Origin of the sequence: Tardiphaga sp. 172_B4_N1_3 (assembly GCF_052076035.1) — a bacterium.
GTDB classification, from domain to species: domain Bacteria; phylum Pseudomonadota; class Alphaproteobacteria; order Rhizobiales; family Xanthobacteraceae; genus Tardiphaga; species Tardiphaga robiniae.
The window spans coordinates 1,572,784-1,589,201 of sequence record NZ_CP197238.1 but is presented as its reverse complement, the minus strand read 5'-3'; the positions used below and the strand labels follow the sequence as shown (position 1 = coordinate 1,589,201).

Annotated in this window: 24 protein-coding genes; 11 read left to right on the top strand and 13 right to left on the bottom strand. The window is 59.8% G+C overall.

Features of this window, described 5'->3' with window-relative positions; all coding sequences use genetic code 11:
• Positions 1-10 precede the first annotated feature (10 nt).
• The 9 genes from phnE (AB7783_RS07265) to AB7783_RS07225 all read left to right on the top strand — a co-directional run bounded on the left by phnE (AB7783_RS07265) (position 11) and on the right by AB7783_RS07225 (position 6,028).
• Positions 11-892 carry a phosphonate ABC transporter, permease protein PhnE gene (gene phnE / locus AB7783_RS07265; RefSeq protein WP_441277253.1) on the top strand — a complete coding sequence of 294 codons (882 nt, stop codon included), beginning with the start codon at positions 11-13 and terminating at the stop codon, positions 890-892.
• Between the two features lie 4 nt (positions 893-896).
• Positions 897-1,751 carry a phosphonate ABC transporter, permease protein PhnE gene (gene phnE, locus AB7783_RS07260; protein WP_441277252.1) on the top strand — a complete coding sequence of 285 codons (855 nt, stop codon included), beginning with the start codon at positions 897-899 and terminating at the stop codon, positions 1,749-1,751.
• 75 nt (positions 1,752-1,826) lie between these two features.
• On the top strand, positions 1,827-2,189 hold the full coding sequence (locus AB7783_RS07255) for an ArsR/SmtB family transcription factor (protein ID WP_441279654.1): 363 nt from the start codon (positions 1,827-1,829) through the stop codon (positions 2,187-2,189).
• Between the two features lie 42 nt (positions 2,190-2,231).
• Positions 2,232-2,636 carry an arsenate reductase (glutaredoxin) gene (gene arsC / locus AB7783_RS07250; protein WP_441277251.1) on the top strand — a complete coding sequence of 135 codons (405 nt, stop codon included), beginning with the start codon at positions 2,232-2,234 and terminating at the stop codon, positions 2,634-2,636.
• Positions 2,626-3,342, top strand: coding sequence for an arsenical resistance protein ArsH (arsH, locus tag AB7783_RS07245; RefSeq protein ID WP_441277250.1), 717 nt, complete (start codon positions 2,626-2,628; stop codon positions 3,340-3,342). The genes arsC and arsH overlap by 11 nt, the downstream gene beginning before the upstream one ends.
• 745 nt (positions 3,343-4,087) lie before the next feature.
• Entirely contained in the window at positions 4,088-4,531 is a 444-nt protein-coding gene (locus AB7783_RS07240; RefSeq protein ID WP_441277249.1) for a type II toxin-antitoxin system RelE/ParE family toxin, read from the top strand.
• A gap of 14 nt (positions 4,532-4,545) precedes the next feature.
• Positions 4,546-4,851: a helix-turn-helix domain-containing protein gene (locus AB7783_RS07235; RefSeq protein WP_441277248.1), complete on the top strand. Its 306-nt coding sequence runs from the start codon at positions 4,546-4,548 to the stop codon at positions 4,849-4,851.
• A 435-nt stretch (positions 4,852-5,286) separates the two neighbouring features.
• Positions 5,287-5,766: a hypothetical protein gene (locus tag AB7783_RS07230; protein WP_441277247.1), complete on the top strand. Its 480-nt coding sequence runs from the start codon at positions 5,287-5,289 to the stop codon at positions 5,764-5,766.
• 103 nt (positions 5,767-5,869) lie between these two features.
• A complete protein-coding gene (locus tag AB7783_RS07225) occupies positions 5,870-6,028 on the top strand; it encodes a hypothetical protein (protein WP_441277246.1) in 159 nt (52 codons plus the stop codon).
• A gap of 32 nt (positions 6,029-6,060) precedes the next feature.
• Here AB7783_RS07225 and AB7783_RS07220 read toward each other — a convergent pair whose 3' ends face one another.
• The 4 genes from AB7783_RS07220 to AB7783_RS07205 all read right to left on the bottom strand — a co-directional run bounded on the left by AB7783_RS07220 (position 6,061) and on the right by AB7783_RS07205 (position 8,351).
• Positions 6,061-6,306 carry a hypothetical protein gene (locus tag AB7783_RS07220; protein ID WP_441277245.1) on the bottom strand — a complete coding sequence of 82 codons (246 nt, stop codon included), beginning with the start codon at positions 6,304-6,306 and terminating at the stop codon, positions 6,061-6,063.
• 621 nt (positions 6,307-6,927) lie between these two features.
• Entirely contained in the window at positions 6,928-7,290 is a 363-nt protein-coding gene (locus AB7783_RS07215) for a PRC-barrel domain-containing protein (protein WP_441277244.1), read from the bottom strand.
• 350 nt (positions 7,291-7,640) lie between these two features.
• Positions 7,641-7,823 carry a hypothetical protein gene (locus AB7783_RS07210; RefSeq protein ID WP_441277243.1) on the bottom strand — a complete coding sequence of 61 codons (183 nt, stop codon included), beginning with the start codon at positions 7,821-7,823 and terminating at the stop codon, positions 7,641-7,643.
• A gap of 369 nt (positions 7,824-8,192) precedes the next feature.
• Positions 8,193-8,351, bottom strand: a complete 159-nt coding sequence (locus AB7783_RS07205) for a hypothetical protein (protein WP_441277242.1) — start codon at positions 8,349-8,351, stop codon at positions 8,193-8,195.
• Between the two features lie 206 nt (positions 8,352-8,557).
• On the opposite strand from AB7783_RS07205, the gene AB7783_RS07200 reads away from it, so the two are divergent.
• The gene (locus AB7783_RS07200; RefSeq protein ID WP_441277241.1) at positions 8,558-8,791 is read left to right on the top strand and encodes a DUF6894 family protein; all 234 of its coding nucleotides are present in this window, start codon (positions 8,558-8,560) and stop codon (positions 8,789-8,791) included.
• A gap of 48 nt (positions 8,792-8,839) precedes the next feature.
• Here AB7783_RS07200 and AB7783_RS07195 read toward each other — a convergent pair whose 3' ends face one another.
• Both AB7783_RS07195 and AB7783_RS07190 read right to left on the bottom strand, forming a co-directional pair.
• Entirely contained in the window at positions 8,840-9,058 is a 219-nt protein-coding gene (locus AB7783_RS07195; protein ID WP_441277240.1) for a hypothetical protein, read from the bottom strand.
• A 10-nt stretch (positions 9,059-9,068) separates the two neighbouring features.
• Positions 9,069-9,302 (bottom strand): MJ0042-type zinc finger domain-containing protein, encoded by a 234-nt coding sequence (locus tag AB7783_RS07190; protein ID WP_441277239.1) that lies wholly within the window; start codon positions 9,300-9,302, stop codon positions 9,069-9,071.
• 451 nt (positions 9,303-9,753) lie between these two features.
• On the opposite strand from AB7783_RS07190, the gene AB7783_RS07185 reads away from it, so the two are divergent.
• Positions 9,754-9,993, top strand: coding sequence for a DUF2171 domain-containing protein (locus AB7783_RS07185; protein ID WP_441277238.1), 240 nt, complete (start codon positions 9,754-9,756; stop codon positions 9,991-9,993).
• A 183-nt stretch (positions 9,994-10,176) separates the two neighbouring features.
• Here AB7783_RS07185 and AB7783_RS07180 read toward each other — a convergent pair whose 3' ends face one another.
• The 7 genes from AB7783_RS07180 to AB7783_RS07150 are packed head-to-tail and all read right to left on the bottom strand — an operon-like array spanning position 10,177 to position 16,410.
• The gene (locus AB7783_RS07180; protein ID WP_441277237.1) at positions 10,177-11,076 is read right to left on the bottom strand and encodes a cation diffusion facilitator family transporter; all 900 of its coding nucleotides are present in this window, start codon (positions 11,074-11,076) and stop codon (positions 10,177-10,179) included.
• A gap of 2 nt (positions 11,077-11,078) precedes the next feature.
• Positions 11,079-11,936 (bottom strand): hypothetical protein, encoded by an 858-nt coding sequence (locus tag AB7783_RS07175; protein WP_441279653.1) that lies wholly within the window; start codon positions 11,934-11,936, stop codon positions 11,079-11,081.
• Positions 11,937-11,938: 2 nt separating this feature from the next.
• Positions 11,939-12,433, bottom strand: coding sequence for a hypothetical protein (locus AB7783_RS07170; protein ID WP_441277236.1), 495 nt, complete (start codon positions 12,431-12,433; stop codon positions 11,939-11,941).
• A gap of 27 nt (positions 12,434-12,460) precedes the next feature.
• The gene (locus AB7783_RS07165; RefSeq protein WP_441277235.1) at positions 12,461-12,775 is read right to left on the bottom strand and encodes a ferritin family protein; all 315 of its coding nucleotides are present in this window, start codon (positions 12,773-12,775) and stop codon (positions 12,461-12,463) included.
• Between the two features lie 38 nt (positions 12,776-12,813).
• The gene (locus AB7783_RS07160; RefSeq protein WP_441277234.1) at positions 12,814-14,994 is read right to left on the bottom strand and encodes a heavy metal translocating P-type ATPase; all 2,181 of its coding nucleotides are present in this window, start codon (positions 14,992-14,994) and stop codon (positions 12,814-12,816) included.
• 20 nt (positions 14,995-15,014) lie between these two features.
• Positions 15,015-15,266, bottom strand: a complete 252-nt coding sequence (locus AB7783_RS07155) for a hypothetical protein (RefSeq protein ID WP_441277233.1) — start codon at positions 15,264-15,266, stop codon at positions 15,015-15,017.
• Between the two features lie 4 nt (positions 15,267-15,270).
• Entirely contained in the window at positions 15,271-16,410 is a 1,140-nt protein-coding gene (locus AB7783_RS07150; protein ID WP_441277232.1) for an OpgC family protein, read from the bottom strand.
• Positions 16,411-16,418 lie beyond the last annotated feature (8 nt).

Sequence of the window (16,418 nt, the reverse complement as noted above, 5' to 3'; positions counted from 1 at the left end):
AGGCCATTCGGTGACCGTAGACACCGCAGACGTCACGCGGCAGCGAGCCATCTTGCTGCTGCGTGACTACAAGGCTGCCGTCCGTAGCAAGCGCATCCGCGCGGCGCTGCTCGCCGCCGCTGTGCTGATCTGCGCTGTGGCTGCCGCCTGGTCTGGAGAAGTCGACGTAAAGAAATTCGTCGAAGGTCTCCCCCGCTTCGGGTCCTATTTCCGCGACATCATGCCGACCTTGCGTCCAGCGACCTTCTGGTCGGACGTCGCCGAATGGTATTGGAATTTTTCGACCTGGATCGAGCTCCTGCTGGAAACCTTGCTGGTTGCGTACGTCGGCACGTTGACAGGCGCGACCGTCGGCTTTGCTTTGTGTTTCCTGACCAGCGCGAACATCTTCAGGAACCACGCCGTTTCCTTCGTCGTGAAGCGCACCCTGGAATTCTGCCGCACGGTTCCGGATATCGTCTTCGCGCTGCTGTTCGTTTACGCGATCGGGTTGGGACCCGTTCCAGGGGTCCTGGCAATCGCCATTCACACTGTCGGCGCCTTGGGCAAACAATTCGCCGAAGTCGTCGAGAATATCGATCTCAAGCCAGTCGAGGGGCTCCGCTCCACAGGCGCGAATTGGGTTGAACAAATACGGTTTGCAGTTCTGCCCCAGGTCATGTCGAACTTCGTCAGCTACGTCCTGTTGCGGTTCGAGATCAACGTCCGGGGCGCGACGGTGATGGGCTTCGTCGGCGCCGGAGGGATCGGCAAGGAACTCCTGAGCTCGATTCGACAATTCTACTATTCGGACGTGAGCGCGATCCTCCTGATGGTCATCGCGACGGTCTTTGTGATCGACCTGCTGACCGAACGCCTGCGGCATCGGCTTCTCGGACTGACGGGACACTGAGCGGATGCGCTTGCAGAACATCGATGGTCTGGAGCGCGAACGCATCCTGGCATCCTACCCGGAGGTGTTCGCCCCCGACTACGGGCGGCGGGCGGCGACGATTCTCACTACGGCAGGCATCGTCGGCCTTTTCGTCTTCGGGCTCGTTTGGCTCGGGTTTTCGCCTGGCGCGCTGCTCCGCGGCGTCTCGAGGCTCGGCATCATCCTGCAAGCGATGTTTCCGCCGACGGCAGGGCAGCAGTTGCCGGTCTATATCACTGCGCTCGGCCAGACCCTTTCGATCGCATTCCTGGGGACGATGCTGGCGGCGGCGTTGGCGTTCCCCCTGGCCTTCTTCGCTGCCAAAAACGTAGCTGGCATGTGGGTCGTCCGTTTCCTGACCAAGCGCAGCTTCGACGTCATGCGCGGCATCGACACGCTGATCTGGGCGCTGATCTTCATCAACGTGGTGGGCCTTGGTCCGTTTTCCGGCATCCTGGCGGTCGCCATGTCGGACCTGGGATCTTTCGGAAAATTGTTCTCGGAGGCCATCGAGACCGCGAGCCGGAAGCAAGTGGAGGGCGTCCTATCGACCGGCGCATCCAAAGTGCAAGAAGTCCGCTTCGCCATCATTCCCCAGGTCCTTCCGATTTTTCTCAGTCAGGTCCTGTACTATTTCGAATCCAACGTGCGGTCGGCGACCGTGATCGGCATCGTCGGCGCTGGCGGCATCGGGCTCTATCTCTCCAACGAGATCAGTCAGCAAAGCTGGGATCACGTGTCGTTTATCATCCTGATGATCCTGGGAACGGTCGCCGCCATCGATTTCGTGTCGGCACGGGTTCGGCGGTCCATCATTGGCACGCCGGTCCGGGCCTGAACTACCAAACGACGGGAATGCTGAAGTCGCGACACGGACTTGACAGCCGTCGAAGAAATCCATAATTCCGGATGTATGGAATATGATGGTGCACTTCTCGCTTTTGCCGCCTTGTCGCAGGGGACGCGCCTCGACACGTTCCGGCTGCTTGTGAGCAATGAGCCCGACGGTATCGCTGCGGGAGACCTCGCGCGAAAGGTCGGTGTTCCCCAGAATACGATGTCATCGCATCTGGCGATACTTTCTCGCGCCGGACTGATCGTAGGCGAACGACAGAGCCGTTCGATCGTCTACCGCGCGAATCTTGGAACCTTCCAGGCGTTGACCATCTTCATGGTCCAGGACTGCTGCGGCGGACGGCGCGAATTCTGCGAGCCGCTTCTTGAGAGCCTCACGCACCGTCCTGCCAAGTCCCGAAAGAGCAAGACACGTGCCTGACCGCAATTGCATTTCAACATCCCCCGCCTTGGAGTTCCGCCCGTGACCGTCACCATCTATCACAACCCCGACTGCGGCACCTCCCGGAACACGCTCGCCATGATCCGCCAGAGCGGCGTCGAGCCCGAGGTGATCGAGTATCTCAAGAACCCGCCGTCCCGCGGCAAGCTCGTCGAATTGATCGCCGCCATGGGTATCTCTGTGCGCGACGTCCTGCGCGAGAAGGGCACCCCGTATCAGGATCTCGGCTTGGCCGATCCGAAATGGACCGAAGACGAGCTGATCGATTTCATGCTGGCCCATCCGATCCTGATCAACCGGCCGATCGTGGTGACCGACAAGGGCGTGAAACTCTGCCGTCCATCGGAGGCTGTTCTCGATATTCTGCCGAACCCGCATATTGGCCGATACGTGAAAGAAGACGGTGAGGTTATCGATGCTGGCTGATCTCCCGAACATCGACCCTGCCGCCTTCCAGCTTCCGGATGCGACCCTCCTGCAGCATGGCCCGCTCGTCGGTCACCGGCCCCGTATCCTGCTGCTATACGGCTCATTGCGCGAACGTTCGTTCAGCCGCTTCGCTGTCGAAGAAACGGGGCGATTGCTGACGGCGTTCGGCGCGGAGCCACGCATATTCGATCCAACCGGACTGCCACTTCCGGACGCTGCGCCAGCGACGCACCCCAAGGTCGAGGAATTGCGCGAACTATCAGCCTGGTCCGAAGGACAGGTCTGGTGCAGCCCGGAGCGTCATGGTGCCATGACCGGTATCATGAAGGCGCAAATAGACTGGATCCCACTGTCTCTGGGTGCCGTCCGGCCGACGCAGGGCAAGACGCTGGCAGTCATGCAGGTGAGCGGCGGGTCGCAGTCCTTCAATGCCGTGAACCAGCTTCGCGTGTTGGGACGTTGGATGAGGATGATCACGATCCCCAATCAGTCCTCCGTCGCCAAAGCGTACGAGCAGTTTGACGAGGCCGGGCGGATGAAACCCTCGCCGTATTATGATCGCATCGTGGATGTCGCGGAGGAGTTGGTAAAGTTCACACTGCTCACTCGGGGTATCTCGGCGCATCTGACCGACCGCTACAGCGAAAGGAAGGAAGCCGCGATCGAGGTCTCAAGTCGGCTGAACCTGGAGAAAGCGGTCTGATGCTCGCCATGTTCAACCAGCGGGATTTACATGGAGAGAAATGGAACGGGGTGTTGCGAGATATAACGAGAGCGAGCGCTTTCTTGGCACGACTGATACCGACAAAGAACACACGTCGCTTGTATAGGCTGTTCGAAAACGATTGCTCGTCGCATAGCATCATCAGCGCATGGTGACATTCCAGCCCTTTGAAATTTGTGGACTTTACTGAGGCTTCGTGTTGCCGGTTTCCGATGTGTGAACGAGCGGCTGCGCGAGACCTCTGCAAACCCCTCGTCTGCATTTAAAAAGCGCCCTATCTGGATTGCTTCGCGGATTTCGCTCTTGAGATCCAGCGCGACATCCGCGAAGCCCTCTTCCTTCGCCCGAACGAGCTCGGTCAGTTTAAGGAGGACCTTCGCTAGGCACGAACAGAACTGCGAGATTACTTGAGTCCGGCACCATTTAGCATCGAGACGGGGGCGCATCGGACATGCACTATCATCTTTTCTTCAATACGTTCCTCGCGAGCGTGAGGCACTCCTCGAATGTGGCCTTCGCCGTCCTCACCCGAGATTGCGGAGACCATTCGACATCGACCAACCCTTGTCAGTTCGCAATCGATTTGAACCCATCCAGCTTCCGGTTCCAGCCTAGACTCAGTCGGGCTGCGCCCCTAAAACGGTATCCCATTAAGGGAAAACCGCGGAATGTCATTACATGTTCGCGCAACCGATTGAAATTACAGAGAAAATACTGGCGTCCTATGAGCTTCAAAAACAATCCGACGACAAGCGAAAAAGCCTTGAACCCACTACGGGTTTCCCGTAGTTTTAACTCCATGCAGACGGTCATCCGGACACCAACATTTCTATCGGACGCCAAAGCTGCGGGACTTTCCGAGGACGAACAGTGTGAAATCGTCTCGGAAATTTCGAAGAATCCCACCGCTGGCGCCAGGATGGAGGGCACCGGCGGTTGTTTCAAGCTTCGCTTTGCCGGTAGAGGCAAAGGCAAGAGCGGCGGGTATCGCACTGTACACTATTTTGCTGGTGATGACGTTCCGGTCTTACTGTTGGCGCTGATCGACAAAGGCGAAGACGAAAATCTGACCCAGGCAGAACGGAATGAGTTGCGTGTGGAGTTGGCGGGTTACGCCGAGGACTATCGGAGAGGCGTTCTTGAAAAGATCGCCTCTTTGAACAGATAGAAGAGGAGAGCAAAATGAGCAGCTTGGGAAAACGACTGATCCAGTCCGCGAAGGAAGGTCGCGCTATTGCCCGTGGTGAAGCTGACGCCACGACATACAAGATCTTCGTACCAGCAACTATCGATGTTAAAGCCATTCGCGGACGCCGTGGGCTGACGCAGGAAGAGTTCTGCATCAAATATGCTCTCAGCGTAGCGAGCTTGCGAGACTGGGAGCAAGGTCGCTTCTCTCCAGATCCCACCGCTCGTGCGTATCTGACGATCATCGATCGAGACCCAGAGGCTGTCGAAAAGGCTCTACAACAGCGCGTGGCAGCTTGATTACTGCATGACCCTAGGCGAGGAACAGTACAGCGTCGCTAAAGGATACGTGCAGTCAATATACCTGATGATGGCAAATTCTCATCGGAAACAGGTGTCCGATGACAGGTCATTTTAACTGGCTTTTTGTTTGCTCGCCCGCTTTGCCGTCGAGTTCTACTTCAATGCGTTTCTAACCCACAAAGGCCATAGCGGAGCTAGCCTGCAGAATGCTGTCGTTGGGGACAAGACGTCAGTGAACCCGCTCCGCATCTCGCGTACCCATCGTCCGAGACGTTGTTCACACGGGCGGGGCGAAGCTCGCCAACCAGTCCGTAAAATAGTCGGAGAATCCGACCTGAGCGTCCTTGAGATAGGAACAGGTTGCCGCTATTCACGAGTACAATCTTAACGCAGGTCGCAGAGCTATCTTCGACGCAATCCCGGAGAGACGCCTTGCCCGCGATGACCGATCCCACGCATTCCTTGAATGGCTTCCAGAAAGCCCTCGACGAGGGTGAACTGCGTCTCCAATGCGGAGAGCTCGACACCGAACTCTCCGTCCTATCGGATAGACCGCAAGGCGCAATGAGGATGACCTACGCACGCATCCAGGATCAAACGGTGACCGCAATAGCCGTATTCGTTTTGACGGAGCCGATCGAGGGGCTTCCGTGCTTCCAACTCGGGATCGCAGTTCCAGAGCCCCATCGCCGCCAGGGGCGCGCCAAGTCTATCGTGGAGGCGGCGATCGCCGAGATGGAAAACGGCTTCTCCAGAAACAAAATTCCTGCGTTCTACGTCGAAGCGATCGTCGGTGCCGACAATGTCGCATCCCAGCGTGTCGCCGCTGCGACGCTGTCTGACGCTCCCAAGGCGGTGACGGACCAGTTCTCAGGAATACCTGCGCTGCAATACCTACGCAAGGTTGGTTAGAGACCGTTCCAAGAATGGATGCGGCACAAGCTAGAATACAAGATCTTCCTTCGCTTCTCCCGTTGCGACCTCCACCGGGCCGTCTTCAACTCTGACCATCCTCATGTGTTCGTCTCGCGCCGCCAAGCGCCTCATCCGCAAGAGGCGCATCCAGCAAGGCTGGAACACCCTTCGTCGCGCCCTCTATGCCTCGGCCGAGCAGGATTGGTACCACCACGATGTGCATGTGATCGACGAGCCCGGCGGCAAGAAGCGCGATTAACACCACGACGGCCGTGGCGATATCCGCTGACCTCAGCGCCGCCGTGCGAACAGCATGCCACCGATGAAGGCCACTGCCAGCATGCCAAGCGGTGCCGCCTTGGTCATGTCCTTCAGCATCTCGACGTAGGTCTGCGGCCGCTTGGCCGCCTCGACCTTGTCCTTGAGATGCTGCCCCACCTTATCGACCTGCTCCGCCGCGGCATTCACTGCGTCCTTCGCTGCATCCAAGCCTCTCTCACCGAGAGATCCAATGCCGTCATTCTCGCTATCGTTCATATCGAGCGGCTCCTGCGTTTGAGACTATGCGGCCAAGCCCAGCGGCACCATTCCGTTCCAACAGGGCCGGTCCCAATCCGCCCGCTGTCTACAGTCGGCCCGCGTCACCGTGCCTTCCGACGCGCTCGAGGCGCAGCGGCGGTGCAGTTCGGCCTTTAACCTTCAAGCTGTCCCGTTCGATTCGATCCTCCGATGGTTCAGCTTGATCTCCGTCCGCAAAAGCGATGGTTCCGCAGAGGTCATGAGTACGAACTTGCGCTACCCACCGTAATAATGCCGAGCGCACGTGAATCCATGAATTGCAAAGCAGCACTTGAGGCCGGTTGGTCCCCATGGAAGGTCGTAACCTTCACGACGTCGATCACCGCGTCGAACCGTTATCTCGCTCTGTCCCGACAGCCTCGCTCCGAGCGTCGGCACCGCGGCCTTCGGTGATCTTCTTAGATGCTATCGTTCACATGCTCACCGCTTTCCATCACTCCCGGCCAGGTGGCTGATCGTCCAGATTACCGGGCCGCGGTGATCGCTCGCCAGCGGAAAAGCTTTGGAACCGCCGTCTTGGCGATTCCACCTTTGAGCTCTTGTCTGGATTGCATGGGCCTTCTTAGCTGCACTTGGGGCTTAGATCGATGGCACGCCGTAGTAGTCGTTCACGGACCGAGTGCGATTTGCGTCGCCCCAACTCCAATCGTCATCCGACGCATATTTGGGTGCGCCCTTTAGTTGGTCTTCCGTAACGCCGGTACGATAGCCACCAAGGTTGGTATCATACTTCAGCGACTGCCACGGCAGGGGATAATGCTCATGGCCGAGACCCAGAAAGCCGCCAAAAGCCAACACGGCGTAGGACACCCTCCCGCTCGTCTTATCAATCATCACCCGCTCGATGGAGCCAATCTTCTCGTCGTTTGCACCGTAGACCGCAGTGCCCTCGACTTTGTCGCTGCCGATGAGGTTACCCTGTTCTTTATTTTCCATGATCATTCCTCCAGGTGGGTATGAAAAACGATATGGAGGCCGGTGTGTTCCACCGAATATGATCAGCCAAATGACTACCGTGGACCGGCTTTGGTTGCTGCTTTATGTTTGCCGACGACCCGCTGATAATATCGCATGGAACGGCAAATTGACGCTGGCGCTCGGGTTGGGAAGATTGATCCGGAACGGTTGGTGCCGTCCTCTCGGACTCTGAGACGGCGCTGATAGCCTGGCGAAGCCATGTCGTTCAGGACCGTCGAGACGTCGCGGGAAATGGCTGGAGATCGCGACAACGGCGGCTGAACGCGAGAACTGGATGCGAGGCAAAACACGCTTCTGGCCTGAAGGGCTGTCCGTCAAGTATCCAGAGACACCGCCGACGCCGATCCCGCCGGCTTCACAACCGCCGTCCTGAGCGGTGAGAAGCACAGGATGCCCTGCTCCGCTTCGTCGGCGAGAAGTCGCAGAATGCGGGCCTTTTCCGGAGCGTGCTCCGCAAGCGCTAGACGGCGATAACGAACAACGCGGGAGTCGGTCATGCCGTCCTCGCTTTCAAATGTTCCGGGCCTGCTAGGTTGAAACTCCCAGGCAACTGGCAGCGGATTCAAGACGGAAGCGACCGGTTCGTTCCGCGGATCTCTACGCTGCCGCGCGGGGGGCCGGTCTGGGTTGAGGCCATCGTCCGAAGGCTCCCCAACCGATCCCGGTCGTCGAATCCGCTAAATCGATCGGAGAAGAAGCAGACACATGTCGGAGCCTGCGCGCCGCCCATCCGTGGGCGTATCAGCGGGCGCAGATCCTACCGAGGCAATCTGTCCGCAACCCGCTCGGCACCCAGTCTGGCCGAGTTCCTGAACCGGTGCAGCGGGCATCTGCCGGTGCTGCGGCATTCCGATGAAGATCGGTTATTAGCCGGTCGCGTCATCCTTGCCGACCGCTTTCGCGCGCTGCTCGAATTCCGCCGCGGCCGCCAGAAGACGCTGGCGGGTGATGTCGTCGCTGACGCCATCGGCCAGACGGCGCACGCGTGCAGCGAGCGCGCGGAGCTTTTCAGGGTCATCTTCCATTGTCTCTTCAATGGTAGACGCTGGAAGTCGTTCCGATCGCCCGTTACAAGATACCATCCTGTCCGCCGTTTTCGAGGATGAAAACCAAGGCGTAAATCAGCCGTAGCTACATCATGGGACCCGTTCATCCAACGCGGAGTTCCGTCCTGCGGTCCGGTATCGTCTCAACAAAAAACCGGGACCGCTTGGAATACGGAGTGGACGTCATGACCCTGTACGAATTCGACATCGAGGACGGCGTCGTGGTCAATGGAGCCAGTTGCGAGTGCGCTAGCATGGCTGAAGCCCACGCGCTCGCACTTCGCCTTGCGTTTCAATTGGCGCGCGAAGAACCTGAAATGATCGGCCGAGGGTGCGCGATTTCGGTCAAATCTGAAGACGGCCTCGAGCGTCGGCGCGTCGAGATCGACGATATCAACCGCCGCTATCTCGCGCATTAAATCCTGCGGGATCAGTTATCAGATCTGAAGTACGCACACATGACCCATTCAAGAGCCAACATCGGAGGCTTCTTTGGTCTGGCCGTCGATGCCCGACCGCTCCAACATCAAACGCCCGGTCATCGCGGCATTTCGAAGTCGACCGGCCCTCTTCAGGGCCTCGGTCCTCTGCAGTCCGGGCGGCATGGCACGGGCTGCGTCAAGCGCCCGGTCGGCGTCCTGCTGGGCTTCAAAATCATGGGATCGCCGCGCTTTCCAGGGCGTCATGTCTCCCCCTCTAGGTCGGCGCGCGGAGGTCGCTGGAAAGCCAACCTCTGGCTTCGGGCGTCATCGGATCGACCTGCACCTGCGCTTCATGGATGTGGCCGCAGCTGGTGCATCTCAGCGTCCAGTATTCATAGCCCTTCCGTCCGGCGGTCGATCGCTGGACACGCGCCACGGCCTGGCACTGCGGACAGCGGGGTCGCGCGATCATGCGGGGAGCAAGTTCTGATGTTTCGATTTCGGTCATGGCCGTAACCTGTGGATCAGGCGGGAGTACGACACTCTCTGTCACCGGTGGAAGCCGAGAAGCTGACGGTGATAAAGCAACTAAACGCCACTTAAATCCGTGAGTCGACTCATGAATCGTAGCCTTTCATAGCGACCTTTCCTGATCACGATGAGGGACGGTTCGCCTTCCTTCACGCTGGCGTCAATCCCGAAAGACCCATTGACAATCAAGAGCGCTCTGACTGCCTTTCAATCCGGAAACCATTTCTCGAATACTCGGAGCACTTGTCCCATATCGTCGTACATGGACACACCATCACGGACACGCGACGTTGTTCTGCACCGTGCGCCTTCATGCCGAATTCTAGAGCCGGGCCTCCTTGCACCTTCAACGGTATCTTCAAGCCCCCGGACAGCAACCTTACACGTTGCAGGACGTTGGAGAAGCCCAAGCATCAGGAGGCTCAAAAATGGTCGATCATTCGGAAATCAAGGAACACATGGACGTCATCTCGTCCGACAAGAAGGTCGTCGGAAAGGTGGATCATCTGGAAGGCACAGACAAGATCAAGCTGACGAAACAGAGCTCACCCGACGGACAGCATCATCATTTCATCCCCATCGAGTGGGTGGATCACGTCGATGAGCACGTCCACCTCACCAAATCGGGTGACGACGTCACGGCGCATTGGCAGCACGGGCAGAGTTAGATTCCTGGACGAAATGCGCGCTGCGGCGAGGGCTCCGGGCCTTCGTCGCAGCGTCGCAGTGCGGGCTTACGCTGGCGTCCGCAATTGACTCCTCGTTTTCTACCAGTTGGATCCTGGAAAGGGCTTGCTGGACGCGGCGAAGGGCGTCCTTATCCGCGCCCTTGGGACGGCAGCGCATCGCCGTCAGACATGCAGGATGGGCTCCGCATTCCTGAGCGTCTCGTCTTCGACCTGAATCGTGACGTGATCGATCCCGAAATTGTCCTTCATGACGCGGCGGGCCTCCTGGAGAGCTTTCCTGCCGTTCGAGAGGTCCTCCACCACCAAGTGACAGCTCATCGCGTCGAAGCCGGACGTCACGGTCCATACGTGGAGGTCATGCACCGCTGTCACGCCTGGGATGGCCTTCAATTTTACTTCCAGCGTTCCCAAATCGACGTTCGCCGGAGTGCCTTCCATCAGTATGTGCGTCACCTGCCTGAGCAGACCGAGGGTCCGGGGCACGATGAACAGCCCGATGCCCGCGCCGATGATAGGATCGGCGAGGACCCACCCCTTCCACATCATGAGGAGGGCGGCGACGATGACGCCGATGGATCCGAGCATGTCGCCCAGCACTTCGAGGTAGGCGCCCCTTACGTTCAGGCTCTCGGACGATCCGCCGGTCAGGAGCTTCATGCTGATGAGATTCACGATCAGACCGATCGTCGCCACGATCAGCATGGGGCCGCCGAGGACCTCGGGCGGTGCCAGAAACCTCTGATAAGCTTCGTACAAGATGTACGCCGTCAAGAGGAGCAGGACAACGGCGTTGGCCAGCGCGGACAGCACCTCCATCCGCAAGTAGCCGTATGTCCGCTGCGGGGTCGCCTCCTTCGCGGCGAAACGGATGGCAAGCAGCGCGAGCGCAAGCCCGCCGACGTCCGTCAACATGTGCGCAGCGTCAGCCAGCAAAGCGAGACTTCCGGTAACGAGCCCGCCGACGACCTCGGCGACCATGTAGGCGGTCGTCAAACCCAGAGCCCAAGCGAGCCGGTCGGCGTGTTGAGCCGCCGCCGTTCCTGTCGATCCGCCGCCGTGCATGTTCAAGCCTCCGAATGTGAGTGGGATAGCGGCGAAACGACCTCATCGAGGGACCTCCGCAGATGGGCTTCGAGTTCGTCCAAAAGGAAAAAGCTGACGTCGTCAAGCGAGCCGTGCCCCTTTGCGAAGGGTTGCTCGAGCAGCCTTATGAGATAGAGGGCATAGACGAACATGTAGGAGATGAAACCGAACATGATCGCCGATGCAGGATCGCCTTCGGTCTTTAGAAACAGCATCATGAGGACGATCGCGAGGACAAGCGTCTGAACGAGGACATGAACCGAGGGCACGAATTCCACGCGCTGTATCTGGTATATCCTCAGCATGCACCTGCGCAGCAAGTCCTGGGTCGCCCTGAGCCTGACGACGAAGTTAGCCGCCATACCCATGCTCTCGAGACGACCCAGGATCGGAGTGAGCTTCGCTATTTCGGCCAGCACCGGCGGAATGTTCTTGTGCTCGTTCGCGTGGCTGAGACCGGAGCGAAGCTTGTCAAGAATCGAAATCAGTATCCGGCGGGAGGCGGCCAGATCGAATTCCGGATTGACGGCCGAGAAGGATTCCAGGTCGCCGTCGATCGCCTCGATGGACATGCGCAGATCCGCAGGGATTCGTTCCGCCTCCTTGTAGTCGGCGAGGATGCTCGACAGCAGGAAGCCGATGATGAAGATCGCGCCGCCGATTCCGCTGGTCAGTAAAGCGTTCAGTTCGAGGAATTCCATGCCGAAATAATGCACGGCCGTCTTGACGCATCCGAGCAGAAGCACAACGGCGGCGACGGCAAAAAACAGCCGAAATTTCTTGCGGTAGCTTAGGTTTGCGCCTCCGACGTGAAGATGCTGCAGTATCGAAGAGGGCATTTTCAGTATCCGTTTCTCGTTTTCACCGGCACGAAACCTCGTCCATCCCAACGCAGATTGTACCGCTTCCCGCCGTGCGAGACCTCGAGGCCTACGACGCCTCCCTCGTTGGTCATCTTGACGTCGTTCACGTAGTTGCTGAAAACAACCCGGTGCCGACCGCCTGACTCGGCGAAGATTTCATGGAGACAGGCGTCCCCGCGGCATACCTGAGCGCGGTTGGCGCATGAAAAGTTCTCGAAATGCAGCGATATGAACCGCTGCCCGTGCCCCTCGATCGAAACCGCGAAGTAGTGTCCGGCGAGCGCGTTGCTTCCGCAGACGCGCTCGCGCCGCGTTACCTGGCGGCGGATGTCCGGAGGCAGTTTGTCGATGTGTTCTGCCGCCCACGGATTTTCCGTCGCGAAGCTCGCCGCGGCCCCGGCCGGAACCATGATACCAAGGGTCGCTGCGACGAGACACACGGCGCCGACGTTGCCGATAAGCTGTAGCTTCATGCCATCCTCCTCCGCGCAGCGGCACCCCTAATCCACGCTCTTCTCCGCCTTCTCTCCGAGCTCCACGATGTCGCCTTTCTTGAACAGGATGCCTTGGAGCTCCTTCCTCCAGTCGTCCTTCTTGCGCAGCAGAAACTCGAGATTCATGCCGAAATGCTTGAACTCCTCCTTCTGGGCGTTCGCCATGATCGCTTTCGCGTCCTTGTCTTGCTCGACGGACATCCGCTGTTCGTACCAACTGATGGCTTCCGCCTCCTCGATCAGAGACGTGATCATGCGCGCGAACGTGCGCGTCTCCTGTGAGAGTTCGTCCGGCGGCTCATGATACTGATCGAAACCCATGTCTTTCTCCTCCTTGAAACGATTTCATCCTGTGCGGGCTAGGTCCTGGACGGCTTTAGCAATCGAAGAGCATTCATCGTCACCAGGACGGTCGCCCCGGTGTCTGCGAGGATGGCAGGCCACAACCCGGTCAGGCCGATCACTGTGGTGACGAGAAAGACGGCCTTGAGGCCGAGCGCGACAGTGATGTTCTGCTTGATGTTGAGCATCGTGCGTTTCGACAGATCGACCATGGCCGCGACGTCGGCGACACGGCCATGGAGCACCGCCGCGTCCGCGGTCTCGAGCGCGACGTCTGTGCCGCCGCCCATCGCGATACCAACGTCGGCCGCTGCGAGCGCGGGCGCGTCGTTGATGCCGTCGCCGATCTTGGCAACCGAGTAGCCCTGCGCCTGGTATTCGCCGACGATCCGCTGCTTGTCCTGAGGCAACAGCCCCGCTTGGACCTCGATCCCGAGCGATCTGCCGATGGCCTTGGCGGTGCGGCGATTGTCTCCCGTCAGCATGACCGTCCGGATACCGGCGTCGGTGAGGAGTTTCAGTCCCTGGGCCGCGTCCGGACGCGGTTCGTCGCGCATGGCGATGGCACCTGCCGCCGTTCCCTCGATCACCAGGACCGAGACCGTCTTGCCCTCGTCGTTGAGGGCAGAGATGCGACCTTGATGTTCGAGGTGGAGTACGGCCAATTCCATGGCGGCCTGGGGCGACCCGAGAAAGACGCGCTGGCCGTCGACGGTCGCGCTGACGCCCTTTCCTCCAATCGCCTGCGACCCCGAGGTGGGCGGCACAGAGATGCCGCGCTTTGATGCCTCGGCGAGGATCGCAATGGCCAGCGGGTGGCTCGACCCGGTCTCTAGCGCGGCTGCGAGGCGCAAGACGTCCTCTTCCAGAGATCCGAACGACAGGACATCGGTCACCACCGGCTTCCCGGCCGTCAGCGTGCCGGTCTTGTCGAAACACGCGACGGTGATCTTCCCGATCTGCTCCAGGACGGCCCCACCCTTGAGCAGAAGTCCCCGCCGTGCACCCGCCGACAGACTCGCCGCGATGGCCGCCGGCGTGGAGATCACAAGAGCGCAAGGACACCCGATCAGGAGGATGGCCAGCCCCTTGTAGACCCACTCGCTCCAAACGCCGCCGAACAGCAACGGCGGAATGATGGCTACGACAGTGGCGACAACGACGACGCCGGGCGTGTAATAGCGGGAGAAGCGGTCGATGAAGCGCTCCGTGGGGGCCTTGGACTCCTGCGCCTCTTCAACCAGGCGCACGACACGCGCGATGGTGTTGTCCGCAGCGGCGGCGGTCACGCGCACGCTGAGCAGGCCGTCGCCGTTGATCGTGCCCGCAAACAGATTCTGCTCGGGCCCTTTCCGGACGGGCGTGCTTTCGCCGGTCACGGGGGCCTCGTCGATCGAACTCTCACCGGCCACGATCGTGCCGTCCGCAGGAATTCGATCGCCTGGGCGGACCTGGATCATGGACCCCACCACCAGCGTGTCCGCCTGGACCTCGCTGACTTGGCCGTTCTCCTCAAGCCGCGCGGTCTTCGGGACCAGCTTGGTCAGGTCCTGAATGCTCGCCCGTGCCCGGCTGGCGGCGACGCCTTCGAGCAGTTCGCCAATAAGGAAAAGGAAGACGACAGTAGCCGCTTCCTCCGACGCGCCGATGAACACGGCGCCGACCGCGGCGATCGTCATCAGCATCTCTATCGAGAACGGAGTGCCCGAAAGCGCTGCGGCGAATGCACGCCGCCCGATCGGTATCAATCCGACCATCATGGCGACGAGAAACGCCCACTTCTCCGTCGCCGGAACGAGCTTCCCGATCAGAAATGCCGCACCCAACGCTGTTCCGGAAGCGATCGTCAAAATCCCTTTGGACGTTCGCCACCAGGACCCGTCGGTGGGACCATGGTCGTGGCCGTGCGAATCCCCGGGGTCATGGTCGTGGGACGCGCCGCCTTGCCCTTGAGCTGCCCGGATACCCTTCTCGTCGGCTGGCGTGACCTTGTAGCCCAGTCCGGTGATCCGGGCGCCCAATGCGTCAATATCCGCCCCGTCATGTCTGACGGTCACCGTTCCGGCCGCTACCGAGACATTGACTTCCGTCACCTGCGGGACGCGGAGCAACGCGTTCTCGATCTTGGCGGCACAGGATGCGCAATCCATGCCGCCGACGCGCATCCGGGTCTCGCTGGCGCTCTTTAGCTCGGTCATCGTCGTCTCCAGAAGTTTGTTCAATCCGTTACCTGTCGCCGGGCGCACAGATGCCCATCCGGATGCTCCCGATGCCGTTCGAACGGCTTCGACTGGTCAGCGCCCTCGTTCAGGAAGCCGCAAATCAACCCGGCCTCGCTGTGGAAGAGTCCCGTCAGCGCGCCGGACTCGCACCTCGCGAAATCATACGCCATGTGATCCCAGACTCCCCATCCGTTCGCCGTGCGACGCGTTTCGAACCTCGCACGCCGTTTTTTGTCCTGGCGCTTCATAGCCTCATCCTGCCCGCAACGGCCGCGACTGGCTTTCCCTTGCCCAACTCGTGAAGTAGGCCACTGCGACCATCGCCGCGATCCCGGCCACGCTGACGAATATCTGGGACGTGATAGAACCATCGATCAGGTCGAGCGCGAAATAGCCTACGGCCGCCAGGAAAGTGCCGGTGCAGAATACTTCGAGCGAGCGTTGACCGCAGACAATCAACGGCTGCCAGACGGGCCAGTTCAACGCCGGGGCATCCCTCGGAACGAGACGCGCCACGATGATCGCCAATGCGAGGAAGTGGGCGATGCGATACGGGGCCAGGTTCGTCTTGTCGTTCAGCGAGAAGATCAGCCGCAGCGTTTCGGGCAGCAGCCAGTCGTTTCCGGTGCGCAGCGCGACCATGACGACCGCCGAGAATGCAACGATCCCGATGGCCAACGGCATGATGATGCCCGACCGAAGAATATTCTGAAGGGTGATCCGATCGACGATGGCGGTCCAGGCGCCGATCACGAACAGAAGCTGCCAGGCGAACGGGTTGAAGTACCAGGAGCCCGAGGGATAGCCCGGAAGATTCCAGCCGAGCCATCTGGCGGCGATATAGAGGATCAAAGATCCGGCCAAAGTAGCACTAGGCGCCTTCGTCAGCAGCCAGAGTACAGGGGGAAAGGGAGCCATAAGTACGATGTAGAGCGGCAGGACGTCGAGATTCAGGGGCCGATACTCGAGCAACAGGCCGTGCTTCAGGAACTCGACCGGCTCCGCGACGAGCCTGCGGATGTTGTACTCGTCAAGGAGGTGGGCATGGCCATAACGCTGCGCCACGTAGCCGACGGCGACCACGTAGAATACGAACAGAAGCACATATGCGACGTAGATTTGCCAGACCCGGCCCAAGATGCCTGCGGTCGCGGCGAGTAGACCCTTGACGCGCATCATCCGCGCATAGACGAACGCAACCGTGAATCCGGACACATAGACGAAAAGCTCCGCCGCGTCGCTGAACCCGTAGTTCCGCATCGTCAGCCATGCGACGACGTTGTTCGGGATGTGATCGAGAAAGATCGCCCAATTGGCCATGCCTCGAAAGAGGTCGAGCCTCAGATCGCGTCCCCTCCCGCTGGATTTCGTTTCTTCACTCATGATGTCCATTCGGGAAC

Bases quoted from the DNA above. Each gene is read 5' to 3' on its own strand.
- phnE (WP_441277252.1), top strand. From the start codon at position 897: ATGCGCTTGCAGAACATCGATGGTCTGGAGCGCGAACGCATCCTGGCA.
- AB7783_RS07180 (WP_441277237.1), bottom strand. From the start codon at position 11,076: ATGCACGGCGGCGGATCGACAGGAACGGCGGCGGCTCAACACGCCGAC.
- AB7783_RS07170 (WP_441277236.1), bottom strand. From the start codon at position 12,433: ATGAAGCTACAGCTTATCGGCAACGTCGGCGCCGTGTGTCTCGTCGCA.
- AB7783_RS07160 (WP_441277234.1), bottom strand. From the start codon at position 14,994: ATGACCGAGCTAAAGAGCGCCAGCGAGACCCGGATGCGCGTCGGCGGC.
- AB7783_RS07220 (WP_441277245.1), bottom strand. From the start codon at position 6,306: ATGAACGATAGCGAGAATGACGGCATTGGATCTCTCGGTGAGAGAGGC.
- AB7783_RS07150 (WP_441277232.1), bottom strand. From the start codon at position 16,410: ATGGACATCATGAGTGAAGAAACGAAATCCAGCGGGAGGGGACGCGAT.
- AB7783_RS07225 (WP_441277246.1), top strand. From the start codon at position 5,870: ATGTGTTCGTCTCGCGCCGCCAAGCGCCTCATCCGCAAGAGGCGCATC.
- AB7783_RS07205 (WP_441277242.1), bottom strand. From the start codon at position 8,351: ATGGAAGATGACCCTGAAAAGCTCCGCGCGCTCGCTGCACGCGTGCGC.
- AB7783_RS07255 (WP_441279654.1), top strand. From the start codon at position 1,827: ATGGAATATGATGGTGCACTTCTCGCTTTTGCCGCCTTGTCGCAGGGG.
- AB7783_RS07190 (WP_441277239.1), bottom strand. From the start codon at position 9,302: ATGACCGAAATCGAAACATCAGAACTTGCTCCCCGCATGATCGCGCGA.
- AB7783_RS07165 (WP_441277235.1), bottom strand. From the start codon at position 12,775: ATGGGTTTCGATCAGTATCATGAGCCGCCGGACGAACTCTCACAGGAG.
- AB7783_RS07240 (WP_441277249.1), top strand. From the start codon at position 4,088: ATGAGCTTCAAAAACAATCCGACGACAAGCGAAAAAGCCTTGAACCCA.
- arsH (WP_441277250.1), top strand. From the start codon at position 2,626: ATGCTGGCTGATCTCCCGAACATCGACCCTGCCGCCTTCCAGCTTCCG.
- AB7783_RS07200 (WP_441277241.1), top strand. From the start codon at position 8,558: ATGACCCTGTACGAATTCGACATCGAGGACGGCGTCGTGGTCAATGGA.
- AB7783_RS07185 (WP_441277238.1), top strand. From the start codon at position 9,754: ATGGTCGATCATTCGGAAATCAAGGAACACATGGACGTCATCTCGTCC.
- AB7783_RS07215 (WP_441277244.1), bottom strand. From the start codon at position 7,290: ATGATCATGGAAAATAAAGAACAGGGTAACCTCATCGGCAGCGACAAA.
- AB7783_RS07195 (WP_441277240.1), bottom strand. From the start codon at position 9,058: ATGACGCCCTGGAAAGCGCGGCGATCCCATGATTTTGAAGCCCAGCAG.
- AB7783_RS07155 (WP_441277233.1), bottom strand. From the start codon at position 15,266: ATGAAGCGCCAGGACAAAAAACGGCGTGCGAGGTTCGAAACGCGTCGC.
- AB7783_RS07175 (WP_441279653.1), bottom strand. From the start codon at position 11,936: ATGCCCTCTTCGATACTGCAGCATCTTCACGTCGGAGGCGCAAACCTA.
- AB7783_RS07235 (WP_441277248.1), top strand. From the start codon at position 4,546: ATGAGCAGCTTGGGAAAACGACTGATCCAGTCCGCGAAGGAAGGTCGC.
- AB7783_RS07210 (WP_441277243.1), bottom strand. From the start codon at position 7,823: ATGACCGACTCCCGCGTTGTTCGTTATCGCCGTCTAGCGCTTGCGGAG.